Annotated in this window: 8 protein-coding genes; 2 read left to right on the forward strand and 6 right to left on the reverse strand. The window is 51.4% G+C overall.

All coding sequences use genetic code 11. The features are described from left to right. Nucleotides 1-10: 10 nt before the first annotated feature. Together ACFPOF_RS15390 and ACFPOF_RS15395 are read right to left on the reverse strand one after the other, a co-directional pair. Nucleotides 11-1,696 carry a sensor histidine kinase gene (locus ACFPOF_RS15390; protein ID WP_378134426.1) on the reverse strand — a complete coding sequence of 562 codons (1,686 nt, stop codon included), beginning with the start codon at nucleotides 1,694-1,696 and terminating at the stop codon, nucleotides 11-13. 113 nt (nucleotides 1,697-1,809) lie between these two features. Then, nucleotides 1,810-3,534, reverse strand: a complete 1,725-nt coding sequence (locus ACFPOF_RS15395; RefSeq protein ID WP_378134114.1) for a type 2 periplasmic-binding domain-containing protein — start codon at nucleotides 3,532-3,534, stop codon at nucleotides 1,810-1,812. A 303-nt stretch (nucleotides 3,535-3,837) separates the two neighbouring features. On the opposite strand from ACFPOF_RS15395, the gene ACFPOF_RS15400 reads away from it, so the two are divergent. Then, nucleotides 3,838-4,695, forward strand: coding sequence for an ABC transporter permease (locus ACFPOF_RS15400; protein WP_378134428.1), 858 nt, complete (start codon nucleotides 3,838-3,840; stop codon nucleotides 4,693-4,695). 72 nt (nucleotides 4,696-4,767) lie between these two features. Then, nucleotides 4,768-5,646, forward strand: a complete 879-nt coding sequence (locus ACFPOF_RS15405; protein WP_378134115.1) for a carbohydrate ABC transporter permease — start codon at nucleotides 4,768-4,770, stop codon at nucleotides 5,644-5,646. A 124-nt stretch (nucleotides 5,647-5,770) separates the two neighbouring features. On the opposite strand, the gene ACFPOF_RS15410 is transcribed toward ACFPOF_RS15405, so the two are convergent. The 4 genes from ACFPOF_RS15410 to ACFPOF_RS15425 all read right to left on the reverse strand — a co-directional run bounded on the left by ACFPOF_RS15410 (nucleotide 5,771) and on the right by ACFPOF_RS15425 (nucleotide 14,554). After that, nucleotides 5,771-9,136 carry a GH39 family glycosyl hydrolase gene (locus ACFPOF_RS15410; RefSeq protein ID WP_378134117.1) on the reverse strand — a complete coding sequence of 1,122 codons (3,366 nt, stop codon included), beginning with the start codon at nucleotides 9,134-9,136 and terminating at the stop codon, nucleotides 5,771-5,773. A 38-nt stretch (nucleotides 9,137-9,174) separates the two neighbouring features. Then, nucleotides 9,175-11,346, reverse strand: a complete 2,172-nt coding sequence (locus ACFPOF_RS15415) for a GH39 family glycosyl hydrolase (protein WP_378134119.1) — start codon at nucleotides 11,344-11,346, stop codon at nucleotides 9,175-9,177. 397 nt (nucleotides 11,347-11,743) lie between these two features. Beyond that, on the reverse strand, nucleotides 11,744-13,795 hold the full coding sequence (locus ACFPOF_RS15420) for a hypothetical protein (protein ID WP_378134121.1): 2,052 nt from the start codon (nucleotides 13,793-13,795) through the stop codon (nucleotides 11,744-11,746). A gap of 111 nt (nucleotides 13,796-13,906) precedes the next feature. Next, the gene (locus ACFPOF_RS15425; RefSeq protein WP_378134123.1) at nucleotides 13,907-14,554 is read right to left on the reverse strand and encodes a hypothetical protein; all 648 of its coding nucleotides are present in this window, start codon (nucleotides 14,552-14,554) and stop codon (nucleotides 13,907-13,909) included. Between the last annotated feature and the right edge of the window lie 32 nt (nucleotides 14,555-14,586).

Below are 14,586 nucleotides of genomic sequence, written 5' to 3' on the forward strand. Positions count from 1 at the left end.
CCCTTCCCGCTTATTTCCAATGAAGAATAACTTTTAGTCCCGAGGGTTGAGTCGCTTCGAACTGAAGTCCGGATTCCGGATCGAACTGATATTTCAACCGTTGATGAACGTTCCACAGACCGCACCCAATCTCGTCCGTGAGCGGGAGATTGAGCTTTTTCGAGAGCGCTAGTCTCTCATCGTCGCTCATTCCCGGCCCATCGTCTTCTACCGTAATGCGATTTTCGCCATTATCCTGCTCGCCGCGGATAACGATACGTCCGGCATCGGGATGCGGCTCGATACCATGGATGATCGCGTTCTCCACGACCGGCTGGATCAACAATCGCGGTATCGGAAGATCGAGCATGGATTCAGGGATTTCGATTCGGCAAGACAATCGCTTCATTTGAAGGTTCTGGATAGCCAAATAATGGCGGACAAGCTCCATCTCTTCCCGCACGGTTACGAGCTGCCGTTCGTTTCTCGTCGTGTAGCGATAATATTTACTTAAGTTAACGGCCATCGCGACGATAGACTCTTTCTCTTCCAGAACGGCCATGCTTTTCACGAAGGCCAGGCAGTTGTATAGGAAGTGGGGGTTGATTTGGGATTGCAGCTGTTTTAAGGTCGCTTCGCGGGAACGGATTTCTTCCGCATACACCTTGCCGATCAGATTCTCGATTTCGCCCGCCATTTCGTTAAACTTTAGGATCAGGAATGTAAACTCATTGTCCGACTTTACCCGGATTCGGGTCGAATAGTTGCCTTTTTTGAGCTGCTGCACGCTGCGAATCAAATCTTTGATCGGGATCCGGATGTTCTGATATAAGATATAGGAAATCATCAGGCTGACAAACAGCATCACGCCCAAAAATAAATAGAAAAACTTGCGGTTGGCGGTGATCGGGGACAGGATATCCTGCAGCGGCACATAGTCGACCAAATACCAGCCCAGCTCATTGGATTTCAGGTAATTGATCAAATAAGAGGAGCCCTCTATATCGACCGTTGCGTTTCCTTGCTCCCCTAACTTCCACTGCCCGATTTTATCGGCGATTTGATCGATGAAGGCGGGATTATCGCTGGATTTGACGATTGTCCGAGCTCCCGGGCGAAACAAGAACGTTTCCCCGGTTCCTTCGGAATGATAGTTGTCCAACATTTTCACGATATTGTCCGACTTGAAACTCACTTTCGCGATTAATCTGGCATTCGCGGCAAGATTGTTTTCGTTGATGGGATCGAACGCATATAAGATGAATTGGCCGGTTTCCATATCGTACCGCCATTTCGGATCGGCATGTCCGTAAAGATCTTTCGGGTCGTAATAAACGAGCGAATATTGTCCGATCGCCTTTTGGATACGGGGGGCGTAGATGACGATGGAATTGGAAAAAGTATTGGCGACGCTTTGAAGGTTTAACTTCTGGCTGATGATTTGCACGGTCTTGAGAAAGTTGATTTCGTCCCCATACAAATCCAGGTCGCGAAACTCCTTTACGTTCGGGTCTTTGAGCAGCACGTTGGCCATCATGGACAATTGATTGACGTTATCGTTAAGCTGGTTGAAAAGAAACGACAACCGGCTCATCTGGGAGTCCTGAATATTTTGCTGAAGCACCCGGATGCTTGTTCGGTAAGAATACGCATACATAATGAGAACGGGAGTGAGCAGCATGAGAATCAATATGTTCACCTTGGTGAAGTTGTTCATCTTGATCACAATCGATCGCCTCATCTGTTTTTTATGTCCATTATGACGGAGCCCTTTCGGGACGTACAAGAGAGGCGGATGGAAATTCCGCCTCTTCCGTACAGATTAGCCTGTTATTTCTTCAGAACGTTCTTCGTGTACCAATCGTTGACTTCCTGAGTCAATTTATCGCCGCCGCTCGATTTCCACTTCTCGACGAAAGCGTCGAAACCGTCAATCGGCGTAGAGCCGTAGATGATTTTGATCATCGTCTCGTATTCCATTTTGTAGAGGTAATCGCCTTGCGTTTTTTGAGTTTCCGTCGTAGGCCCGGCGAAAGCGCTGATGACGTCGGCGTCTTTCTGCGCCCTCCACGTGCTCATCGATTCGATCTGTCCGTTAATGCACAACGGATTTTTTTGGCACGTATCGAACCCTTCCTGTTCGCTTGGAGAGCGGCCCGGCTTGCCTTCTTTCATATAATCCAGATACCCGTCGATTTGGTACCACGGATCGACGAAGTAATTCGGAAGGAAACCGTATTTCGATACTTGGAAATAGCTTCCTTGCGCTTGGTATCCGTTGTTCATGAGGAAATCCCGAGTAAGCCCCCAGACCTGGCCGTCTCTGGCCAACTCGTACATGGCTTGGGCATATTTGAATACGGCATCGGGATGAGCGTAGTCCTTGTTAATAAGAAGCGCTCCGCCGAAGATGGACATAGCTCTGCGTCCGGCTTTGCCGTCCGGACCGGCTGGAATCGGATAAACCTTGTACTTGGCTCCCGGAACGTTCTTCTCCAGATCCGGCAGCGGAAAGTACGGGAACCAGTTCGGACCGAACACGATACCGGCTTTCCCCGAAGTGAACAATTGCGTCGCCGTCCCTCCGTCCTGCTGGGCGGCATCCTTGGAGATATACCCTTTGGATAGCCAATCACGGAATTTGCCAAGCGCCGTTTTCATTCCCGGCTGAACCGAATCGTAGGAAAGCGATTGGCCGTCTTCCGATTTTCTCCATATTCCTGGAATCGCTCCATAAGCACCGAACAAGGCGGTCGCGTCGGCGAATATATCTCCGCCCGGATTTTTCAACTGCACGGCCGCTCCGTACGTGTCTTTCTTGTTGTTGCCGTCCGGATCCTTATTGACGAAGGCGTCCATTACCTGTTCAAGTTCGTCCATGTTGGTCGGCGCTTTCAGACTCAGCTTATCCAGCCAGTCCTGACGGACGTACATCAGAGGAGGGCTGTTCGGTCCGAAGATCGGAATAGGCAGAGCCATCGCTTTTCCGTCGCGTGTAACAGGCAGGAACAGATCCGGGTTTTCATTGTAAACCCGTTTGATGTCTTCGCTTGCGTATTTGTCGATGGAATCGTTAAGAGCCATAAACTTGCCGGAGTCTATCAATTGATTCATAAGCTCGGAGTCTCCGCCCGTAAAGACCACGTCGGGGAGCTTTTCGCCGGAAGCCAGGGAAAGCAGCAGCTTCGTTTTGAACCCGTCGTTTTTGCCGGGGGCGGTCCACAGCACATGGATGTCCAGGCCCAGGTTGGCTTTGGTCTGGTCGAACAATATATTCTTCTCAGCCGTTTCTCCGTTGAAATACTGGATATCGTCCCCGACATCGACCGCTATGTTGATCGGAATCGGCGGATCGTATTTGCCGTTCTTGAATGGAGCCGTTTCCCCGTTCGCTTCCGCGGAACCGCTATCATTTGACGATGCGCTCGAAGAGCTTGCTGCGGGGTTCGTCTCCCGAACGGCTTCGTTGCCGGATTTGCCGGAACAAGCAGCTAAAGACGAGAGGGCGAGAACCGTGACCATCCCTAGTAAAAATTGCTTTTTTATAGCTTTCATTTCTGCTGACCTCCACCTCATGATTTGGATTTGCTCCCCAAGCATAACGAATAATGAAAGGGTCGGATAGAAAACAAATTTAACAAAAATGACAATTCATTAACCATTCCCCATCGAAGTTAAGAGAATGCTTTTTTTGTTGAAACTTTCGCATATCTGAATCCAAATCGCCCTTTTACAATGAATGTACGGAAACATAACCGCAGATCTTGGGAGGAATTCGAATTGAACTTGGATACAAAAACGCACGCTTCCGCAGGAAGAAGGTCTCGATCATTCGGGCAGTCTTGGCAGCTTCATGCCATGCTCGTTCCCGGAATCGTTCTGGCTCTCGTTTTTCTCTATTATCCTATGGGCGGGCTAGTAATCGCCTTTCAGGATTTTAAGCCCTGGCTGGGCTTTTTTCACTCTCCTTGGGCAGGGCTGGACAATTTCCGCCTGATGTTCGCCCGGGATGACAGCCTAGAGGTCATTCGCAACACCTTCGTTATCGCCGGATTGAAAATCGCGTTCGGCTTGCTCGTTCCGTTCGTCTTCTCCCTATTGCTTAACGAATTGCGCCATATGTTCGTCAAACGGCTCGTGCAGACGCTCGTTTACTTGCCGCACTTCATGTCCTGGGTCATACTAGGCGGCATTCTGATCAACCTGCTAGGAAACAATGGCCCCGTCAATCAATTGCTCGGCTCCTGGTTCGGCATCGAATCGATTCCTTTCCTTATGCAGGGGGATTGGTTCCGCTTCACGGTTGTCGCTAGCGATATTTGGAAGGAATTCGGCTTCGGCACCATCCTGTTCCTTGCGGCGTTAACCGCCGTCAATCCGGCTCTTTACGAAGCCGCGGAGATGGACGGAGCGGGTCGCTGGAAACAAACGCTGAACGTGACGATTCCCGCGATCACTCCGATCGTCATCGTTCTCGGTACTTTGTCTCTTGGAAACATTCTGAATGCGGGCTTCGATCAAATCTTTAATCTCTACAATGCGCTTGTCTATGACAAAGGGGATATTATCGATACTTTCGCCTATCGGGCCGGTCTGCTCAAAACACAGTTCAGCTTCGCCACGGCGGTCGGCATGTTTAAATCGGTGGTCAGTTTCTTCCTCATCGTAACCGCCTACCGAATGGCTTTCAAATTCGCCAATTATCGCATCTTCTAATGCGTGTTCAAAAAGTCCGATTTTCAAAATTGGACTTTTTGAACAACCTCTATTAAGAAAAGGAGCATGAATATGTATTATAAAGCCCCCGCCTACAGGGTCTTCTACATCATCAACATTACTTTATTGCTTTTCTCAGCCGTTGCCTGCATACTGCCCTTGATTCATATACTTGCAGTCTCGTTCAGCGCCAAGGAACCGGCAAACGCCAATATGGTAGGCTTGTGGCCCGTCGGCTTTAATACCGACGCGTACGAGCAGACGTTTTCCAATTCGAACTTTTTGCGTTCCATCCTGGTCTCCGTCGAGCGAGTCGTCCTGGGGACGGGAATCGGCATGATCGTCACGATCCTGACGGCCTATCCGTTGTCCAAAATCCATTCCCGCTTCAAAGGAAGAACGATGTATACGTGGTTTTTCGTCTTTACGATGCTGTTTAACGGAGGCCTGATCCCCACCTACATCGTCGTCCAGAAGATGCATCTTATGAATTCGATTTGGGCTCTGGTGTTGCCGGGAGCTGTATCCGCCTGGAACATGATTCTCCTGCTCAATTTCTTTAAGACCGTACCGAAAGAAATGGAAGAAGCGTCTCTTATAGACGGAGCCTCGCATTTCAGAACGCTGCTTCATATCTACTTGCCTATTTCCTTGCCGGCCTTGGCTACGCTCTCGCTTTTCACGATGGTGGGGCATTGGAATTCATGGTTCGACGGAATGATCTATATTACGGAAGCCCGAAAATGGCCGCTCAGTACCCTGCTCCAAACGATTGTCGTGACGGAAGATTTTAGCAAGATCAACCTCCGTCCCGAAGACGTCAAACTGATCTCCAACAACACGGTCAAAGCTTCCCAAATCTTCATCGGGGCGATTCCGATTTTGCTCGTTTATCCGTTTCTTCAAAAGTATTTCGTTAAAGGCATGGTCCTGGGTGCCGTGAAGGAGTGAGACGTTCGCTTGCTCCGGCCCGGGGCGGATGGAATTCAAATGCAGCCTGCCTCCCTAGGGAGGCAGGCTGCATTTTGCTTGTCATACCGCGATATTCCGTCGAGGAACCGATTCGGCTCGGAGTCTACTTCTTGTCCGTTGTCGCGCCCATCTTCGCCGTTAGCTCCACCCTGCTTAACTGCGGATTCCAGAAAGCGCCGGCGACGGCCGGGAACTCGATCTTCAAATAATTCGTTCCCGAAGGCAAATCATTCAGCGCGTATTTACGATCGGTCCAGTTGACGCTCGTAATCGGCTTGTCTTCTACGGCCGCCTGTTTCGATAACTTCGTCCAATCGGTGCCGTTCGGCGATACGTAGAATATAAAGTCCGATATCGGTTCCGTGCTTGAAGCGAACAAGCCGTTTACGAAGGCGCCGGTCATCCCGTTCATCCGGTAGACGACAGATTCGGCGGGCTCAGTCCGTGTCTCCTTCCTCATGACTCTGCTCGGATCTCCAAGGACGTCGGCATTCAGGGTATCGAATTGCAGCCCGGAGCTATGCGAGCTTGCGATCGACCAGTCGTTCAGTTCGTCCGTCAGCGTCACGACGTCGAAGAGTGAGGTCGTCGCGCTGGCCGCAGCCGAAGGAGCGGATTCTCCCACATTGTTGAGCGAGGTTACCTTGTAAAAGTAGGTACCTCCTGCGCTCAAGCCGGAATCCTCGTACGCTGTCGTCGAAACTGCATGATCGTTGACTTTCTTATAAACGCCGTTCGCGCTGTCGGCACGATAGACGTTATATCCGCCGGCGCCGGAAGAAGCCGTCCAGCTTAAACGGATTTTCGTCATACCGGCCGTCGCTGCCTTCAGCTCCGTCGGTGGCTTCGGTTTCACCCGAATTTCGACGCGTCCGAGCTGCGGGTTCCAGCTGTTTTTCCCGCCTTTCGGAAATTCGATCTTCAAATAGGCGGTGTCCGAAGGCAGATCGGCAAGCGTATACAGCCTTTGGGTCCAGCTCTTCCCGGAGATCGGAGCATCGTGGATCGCTGTTTTCTTCTTCGCGTGTTCCGTCCACTTGGAACCGTCCGCCGAAACGAAAAACTTGAAATCGGCGATCGGTTCCGAGCCGGAAGCGAACAGGGCGGACACGGAAGCCGCGGACATTCCATCGAACCGGTAGGTGATGGATTCCGATGAATTCCTGACGTTGTCCGTTCTCATGACCCTGCTAGGGTCTCCGAGCGCTTCCCCGTTCAACGTATCGAATCCAAGCCCCACCGTATGCGAGTGCGCGACCGACCAATCATTCAAATCGTCGGCATAAACCGAATTGTCGGCGCACGCGCAAGTATTGGCATAGACGATCTGAACCTGGGCGAGCTGAGGACTATAGAAGTATGCCGCCTCCGCCGGGAACTCGATTTTTACATATTGCGTCCCTCCGGGGAGCGAGCCCAGCGTGTACTTTCGTTTCGTCCACAAGCCGTCGTTGATCGGCGTATCCTGGCTCTTCCATCCGAATTGTTCCGTCCATTTTTCCCCATCCGCGGACGCATAAAATTTATAATCGCTGATGGCCTCGCTCGAAGAAGCAAACAGGGCCGTCGCGGATAAGCTGGCCATATTCGCATACTTATAAGTGACGGATTCCGCGCCCGGACCGGGAAACGGACCTTTCCGCATGACGCGGCTGGGATCTCCGAGAAGAGCGGCATTGCCCGTGTCGAAAATCAGGCCGTCGCTATGCGCGTAGCTGCGGGTCCAATCGTTAAGATCGTCGGTTACGATTTGAGCGGTTCCCGTACTTTTGGCGTTGGTAATCTCGAAGAAGACGACGCCATGATGCCCCATGTCGGGGTACAGCGTCAAAGAGCCGCCTTTTACGGCAACACTGCGTGTAGTGGACGCTAACTCGGCCCGTTTTTTGTAGCCTTCTTCTTTGGAATACCAATACTCCCTATCCGCTTCGTTCTTCAGAGAGGACGGCACTTCAACGGAATACTTGGACCACACGTTGTACGAGCCGTCTTGCAGACCGCGCGAAGCTTGATCCGACCACCAGGCGGGCCAGAAGTTGCCGTGCGTATCGTCAACCGTCCATTGCTTGACCGTAACGGTATTCCCGGATGCCGGAGCGATATTCTTGATCGTGATCGCAGGCGTCTCGCCGGCTTCGGCGTTCATATCGGCGTTATAGTTGTATACCATGAGGTGAAGCTTGTCCTCCTCGGCTTTGAATCCGCCGACTCCCCCGACTTCATTGCCGGTACCGGCCGGAGAGCCGGACAAGACGGGATTCAACTGCTTGCCGCCGACCATCTTGTAGGACAAATTCGCGATATGGGCGCTTACCGAATCCGCTCCGCCCCATACTCCTTCGGTATTCATCCCCCACATGGAGAACCAATCTACGTTCCAATCCTGCAATTGCTTGAACAGCCTGGCATCGGCCGCGGCCTGAAAGCTATGTCCGACGACCCTCGACAGCAGATCTTTCCCGTCGGGTCCCTGAAGAATGCGACCCTCGTCGATGCCGAATTTCAAGCCTGTCAGCCCGTTTTGCAGAGCGCGGCTCCGCAGCAGATTGATCGTATGCTCGAGAGATTTGGAGGCCGGAGCGCCGACTCCCGGTTTCTGATCGTAATACGAGCCGGTCAGAAAGTCGATTTGCGTTCCGATCTTTCCCGTTTTATAGTTTTTCCCTTTCGCGACATGATCGATGAACTCAAGTTGACTCCACAGTCCGGGGGAGACCGCCATCGCGTGCGCACCGACCGTGAGATTAGCCGAGCCTATTGAATCCTGCAGGGCGGCTACCGTATAATCGTAAAGCTTGAAATACGCGATTCGGGTACTCTCGGAAGATTCGTCGTCGGCTAGGAACATATCACGGTTTTCGTATTCCTGCACGACGCCCCATTGCCAGCTTTTTAGTTCTTCCTCCCCGAATTTGGCAACCAGCGCATCGCCCATTGCCTTGATATAGTTGTAGTATTGTTCGTAATCAGCCGGCGGCCGGACGTTAACCTGGAAAGGGCCCAGTACCGGCTTCGAGCTGAGCTTGATCGGAACGTTGCCAGTTACGATATAAGGTTTCAATCCTTGCTTAACAATGTTGCCCGTCGCTTGAATCAGGGAGTCGAACTTATAATCGTTCAATTTCGTCTTATCCGAAGGGTCGGCGAATAAGTCCCGGTTCGTGTTGCATCCCGGGTAGCCGATATAACAGCCGCCGGTCGCGATCATGAGCTGAACTCTTTTGATAAATGGATAGCGGGAAGAGAAATAATCGGCATCCTGGCCGTCCGCTTTTGTCGTCCATTGCTCATTCAGGTCCCAGGCACTCAGGTCGTAAAATTTGTTCGTCAGCGTCTGGCCCTGGGCGTTCAGGTCGAACGTCAGTTGAACGCCGGCCGCTGCGGTCGAAATGCCGGGAAATAGACCAAGAACCATGCTTAACAGAAGAAACGGACAGAGTATAGCGCTTACAGCTTTTCTTTTTATCATCTTATTGCTCCTGTCTGTGAAGGGATTAAACGTTGCGGTCAAGGGGTGTATTGGATCGTTACCTGACTCAACTGCGGATTCCAATTCTGCGAACCGCCCGTCGGAAACTCCACCTTAACGTAATTCGTGCCCGCGGGCAGGGAAGACCAGTTGTAAACGCGTTTCGTCCATAGGTTGCTATTGATTGGCGTATCGTTCGTTGTGTAACCGCTCTGGAGCCCCCAGGATCCGCTCGCTCCCGTGGAAGACGCGTAAAGCTTGAAGTTATTGATCGGTTCGGTAGTGGAATCGAACAAACCGGTCAAAGTAACGCTTTTTGAATTGTTGTATAGATAAGTCACGAATTCCGGCGTCGTACCCGTGGTCGTTCGCGCTGCTCTTCTCGTATCCCCGAGCGCGGCCACGTTCAGGCTGTCGAAGAACAGTCCGGAGCTGTGCGCGTTCATTTTCGAGAAATCGTTAATGTCGTCCGTGATGCTTACAAGATTGCCTATGCTCGTTACATTCGTGATCTCATACAACATGACACCATGATGGTTCAAGGTAGGCGACAATGTGATAGTGTTGCCGCTTACCGTCATGGGAGAAGTCGCCGACGAAGTGAGGGCGGCTAGCGATTGGTAGGTTCCCAGCCTACTGTTCCAGTAAGCAAGAGCGGACGAATTCGTCAGGGCGGCGGGGACTTCTACCGATTGCGGAGACCAGAAGCCGCCAAAGTCGGCCGACGTCAACGAAGATCCCTTGTCGCTCCACCATTGGGGCCAAAAATTCGCGTGGGTGTCGTCGACCGTCCATGATTTGACATTCACGCTGCCTCCCGTCACTGCGGCTATGTTGTTGATGGTAATCGTCGGAGACTCGCTGCTCGCGGCGCTCGGATTGGCGTTGTAGTTATATAGGAGGACGTGCAGTTTCTTCGTCGAGTCGCTGTAGCTGGCGAATCCGTCTACGACGTTGCCCGAACCGGAGGCGCTGCCGCCGATGGACAATCCCGCCCTGCGTTCCCCTGCCATTTTGCTCGCCAACGCGATGACATTGGTGGAGATCGTCGGAACGCTCGCTCCTCCCCATAAGCCATAAGCGTTGAGGTCCCAGACGGAAAACCAGTCGATGTTGTAGTCGACCATTTCCTTGATTTTTTTGGCCAAGTAAGCTCCCTGATAGCCCGTTCCCGATGATCGGGAGAACAAATCCTTGCCGCTCGTATCCGTTAGGAACCAGCCTTCGTCCACCCCGACCTGAAGGTTCGTTAACCCATCTACGATGGCACGGTCCCGCAGGCGGTTGATGACAAACGGCAAACTGTTGGCCGTATAGACGCCGGGTGCATTATCGTAGTACGAGGCTGTGATGAAATTGATTTGCGTGCCAATGCCACCCGTTTTGTAGTTGGTTCCGGTTGCAACATGGTCGATAAAGTCACGCGGATCCCACAAGCCCGTCGTAACGGCCATTGCGTGCGCGCCAACCGTCAAATTTCCGGAGCCGATTGAACTTTGCAGAGCCGCCACCGTGTAATCGTACAACTTGAAATAAGCCGTTTTGGATGCGTTCGCGTCCGGAGCAGCGCCGGGGCTGTCCCAAAACCAATCCGCATTCTCGAATTCCGACAGCACTCCCCATTTCCACGTCTTGATTTCTGTGACGCCGAATTGGGATACAAGCGCATCGGCCATTGCCTTAATATAATTGTAGTATGTCGAGTAGTCTGTCGGAGGTCGGGTATTGACATTAAATGCTCCGATATAAGGGGCTGCGGAATATTTAATGGGTACGTTGCCGGTCACGATATAAGGCTTCAAGCCTTTGTTGAGAACGTTCTGAATGGAAGCCTTCAGACTATCGAACTTATAATCCGTCATCGTTGCCGTGTTGGCGGGATTCACGAACAGATCGCGGTCATTCCCGCTGCTGCAGCCTGCATACCCCGTATAGCAGCCACCGGTTGCCGTAAACAGCCGGACGTATTGGATGAAAGGATAATTGCTTGTCACATAGTTGTCAGGCTGACTGCTCGCGAAAGAACCCCAGTCGCTATTGTAATACCAGCTGTTCAACGTATTAAATTTGTTCGTGATGACATCGCTTTGCAGAACGGCATTGACATTAAAAGAATTGGCCGCATAGACTCCCGACGAAGAAAAGATCGCACCGCACATTAACATAGAGACGATCAGGCAAGCGCAACACCTTCTGAAAGTGAATTTCATATTGGGAGGAGCTCCTTTTTAAAACCCATATTTTGATAACGCTTACAGTATTGTTCCGAGAAATATGAATGAACTGAAAACCGTCACCCCTTTGCCACTCAAATTGGCTACTTGAGATTCTCTGAATCCGTCACCGCCCTCCTTCCCCCCGAATTTCATCCCAAGCATAGCGAATAAAAACGAGAAAAAATAGAAAACAAAATCAACAAAAACAACAAATCATTAACTTGAAACGAGCAAAGAAAGAGAACTGTTCCCAAAGTAAGTCCTAGCTCAATAAGGGGGATTGCTAATGTAAGAAAAAGGGGGGGATGTGAGAAATGGCGGCATTAGGGATGCCCCTAACGCCGCCATTTCTCATTTGCTCAATCATGAAAAGTCATATCCCAAAAGACCATCAAGCTTCGCTTAATCCCCAACCGATCGCATATTTCATCGTCTTCTCGAGCCACTCGTCGCTCGAGAAATTCGGCATTTCTTCGATCACTTCCAACGTCGCCCGCCCTTCGAAACCAGGATGAGGCGCATGCATTACCGCCTTCTCCCAACATGCTGTACCCGGCCTTCTGAACTGTAACTCATAGACGTACTCGCCCGGTGCAAGCTCCCCGGGTACAAGTTGCACGGATTTCACGAAGGAGAAAGTTTCATCGTACCCTTCGAGCGACTCCATCTTTCCTTCCAACAGATCAACCTTCGGCTTCGACCCGCTCAGCGGAAGCAGAGTCAAACGATACTCCATTCCAGGTTCGCCATACAGAATAACGAGAATTGGCAATCCCTTAACCGCGACTTTCGGTCCTTCCAAGAAAACCGGTTGCCGAAGTGGAAGGAATCGCTCCGCGAGCTCCCACTTATCCGGGTCTTCGCTTGCCCTTCGATAATGCCGCGTTCCCTCCAAAACTATCGGCTCGCCGGTCAATAACGATTCCAAACACGTTTTCGCGCTATCGAACGGGTTCGTGCAATTATTATGGCCGAACCGATATCCGATTTCATGCCGTACCTGTACTCCGTTCCTGCGTGCTCGTCCCACCCATTCGTAAGCAAGCCAGCTTGATGTGAAAGCATCATGCGTTCCGTGAGTCAGCCAGACTTGCGTCCCTTTTGCTTTCAGGCTGCGGATAATTCGTTCCGAAGCGGCGCTAAGCTCGCTTGCGATCAAGGACGAATCGCTCGTTCCGAGCAGCGTGAGCAGGAACAGATCGACCGCCGAGCGGCCTTCCGGATCTGTCCAACCTGGCTGCCAAGCGTCCTTGTAGCCTGTATCCTCGCAAATTACGCGCCAAAATACCGGGCAGGTTGGATTCGCCATTTCTTTCAAAGGCTCGCCGAAAGACAACGGTACATTGTAGCAAATAGCGTAACGGACCAAGTAAACCGCGCTATTCGGATTACCCGCCGCAACCAAGCTCGTAATGCCTCCGCGCGAACCGCCTACCGTTACGATCGCCTCGCCGTCTACGGCATATCGCTCTATCGCCGTTCTAAACAAATCATCCAAATTATCGTAAACCGATCCTTGTATCGTTCTCGTGCCGAATGATCCTCCTCCGTTCCAAATAATTCCGACTACGCCTTTCCCCGTGTCGAGGAGCGTTTGCCCGAGCACATTCAACAGCGGTGGACCAACCGTAGAAAACACGTTCTCATTCTGGTCGTAAAATCCGCTGAACAAAGCCGGATAACGCTTCTCGGGCGCCGGTGTCCAGAAAGGAGGAACAATATAGCTAACCATACTGCGGTGTTCTCCCCGGCCAGCGATACATCCATGAATGAGTTGGAAAGCCGGCCTCCCTACCAGTTGTTCCGGTTCAACATCGGTAGGCCTTACGATAAGCGGATACCCGGTCAGCTTCAGCGTTTCATTCGACAGCTTCAAAGCCGCTTCGTCCGTCACGCGGACCAAGCTGTACGTCTCGCCGATATAGCGCTCGTATGCAGGCGTCGGAAAGAACTGCCCATCTTCCTCCCCCGCGAACAACGCATATGCTTCCGTTCGATAATAATAAGGATTACTCGGATCATTGTCCCTAAGCGTCGACAACTCGACTTCGCGATTCCCGGATTGTTCATTCAATCGTAGCATGCCGATTCCATCCGTCCCGCCCGACTGGTGACCGCCTCTACCTTCGTTTAATGCGGCGTTCCAGTTTGTGACGATCGGGAAAGCATTCCGTTGGCCCGTCGCGACGATCGCATAAATACCGGCTTTCCCCGACTCGATCCGGACAAGGCCCTTATTCGTATCAACGCGCAGCACTTCCGCATAGGCAATACATTCATTTGAACAGATAGCTACTTTTATTGGTTCATCCTTACCGATTAATGTTTCTAGAACGTCCCGACGAATGGGGAATTCGAAGAACGCCGAAGTACCGTCAAGCCTTATAAATTCGCTAATCGGCACATAGTTACCCGGCGCAAAGATCAGATTATTCGTATTCATGCGTTTCCTCGTTTTCCATGGAGTAGGGCAAAGTTTTAGCACTTCAATCCTCATCATAACGCTTTGCAAAACCTCACGACATCCGACAACCCTGCGAAAGCGTTTGTTTGTCTATGGAGTTTTGATACGGTCGTAAACATCCCGTTCGATAACCTCCGTTACCGCGCCCAGCCTCCGATCTACCAGCTTTTCATACCGCTTTTCCCCTTCTTCGACCGTAAGGCCCGAACTCTCTCTTTGCTTTTCCTTGACCTGAAAAACCATATTGCTGAACACGTAATCGTAATAGGTGTTTTCATCGTATTGCAGGGGGCCGTACAGGATCATCTTCTTGTCCGCGGCTTTCCGGCGACGCTCGTTTTCCTCGATCCAGCCGTTCCTAAAATCGGAATAATCGATCCGCTGAACGATGCCTTCGTCTCTTGCGATCATCTGCTGAACTTTGATCCTTCTGGCTTCGTCGAGCGCGGCCGATTTAAGCCACTCTATCGGAATTTCCTTGCCGAAACGGGTAGTCCAATAACGGGTACTGTCTTCCGCTTTGTATTTATCGTAGAAATACTGAACGGCCTTGCTTCGTTCACGCATCATCATCAGCGCAAATTCGCCGTACCGAATTGGTTCTCCGTCTACGGAAGCGACGATTTCCTGATCCTTCACCCTATCCGTCGATCTTTCCTGTGCCGAATGTTCGGCGCAGCCCGTATTTAAGACAATTCCCATTGCCAGTAATAGACCCTTGATCCGATTTCTTTTCATCGACGGTACTCCCTTCTATAAAACGAAGGGGC

Source organism: Cohnella soli (genome assembly GCF_042655525.1).
GTDB classification, from domain to species: Bacteria; Bacillota; Bacilli; order Paenibacillales; family Paenibacillaceae; genus Cohnella; species Cohnella soli.